This is a genomic window from Halomonas sp. SIMBA_159, assembly GCF_046536035.1.
In the GTDB taxonomy this organism is placed as follows: Bacteria; Pseudomonadota; Gammaproteobacteria; order Pseudomonadales; family Halomonadaceae; genus Vreelandella; species Vreelandella venusta_A.
The window spans coordinates 1-265 of the sequence record NZ_JAWJBT010000753.1; the positions used below are offsets into that span (position 1 = coordinate 1).

At 47.5% G+C, this 265-nt stretch carries 1 protein-coding gene; it reads left to right on the forward strand.

Annotation, left to right across the window (positions count from 1 at the left end):
* Positions 1-195 (forward strand): GNAT family N-acetyltransferase (locus tag R0J87_RS21215; protein WP_498888759.1); only part of this gene is annotated, 195 nt, incomplete at its 5' end.
* Positions 196-265 lie beyond the last annotated feature (70 nt).

Genomic DNA, 265 nt, shown 5'->3' on the forward strand with positions numbered 1-265 from the left:
CTGCTGGATATGGCGGTGGAGAAAGCCGAGTCTGAGTTCGGTGCTGAAGCGGTATCACTGGCGGTGTTTGAGCACAATTTTCGTGCGGTAAATTGTTATCGCGGGATGGGCTTTGAAATCTACCAGGCTGACAGGGCGACTCGCGTTTTTAATGGTGAACCCTGGACGTTACTGCAAATGAAGAAGTTATTGTAACTATCCGGTTCGGCTTGCAGAGACACTCAGTGCTACTCTCAATAAAGAATGACTGAATAACTCTTCTTTG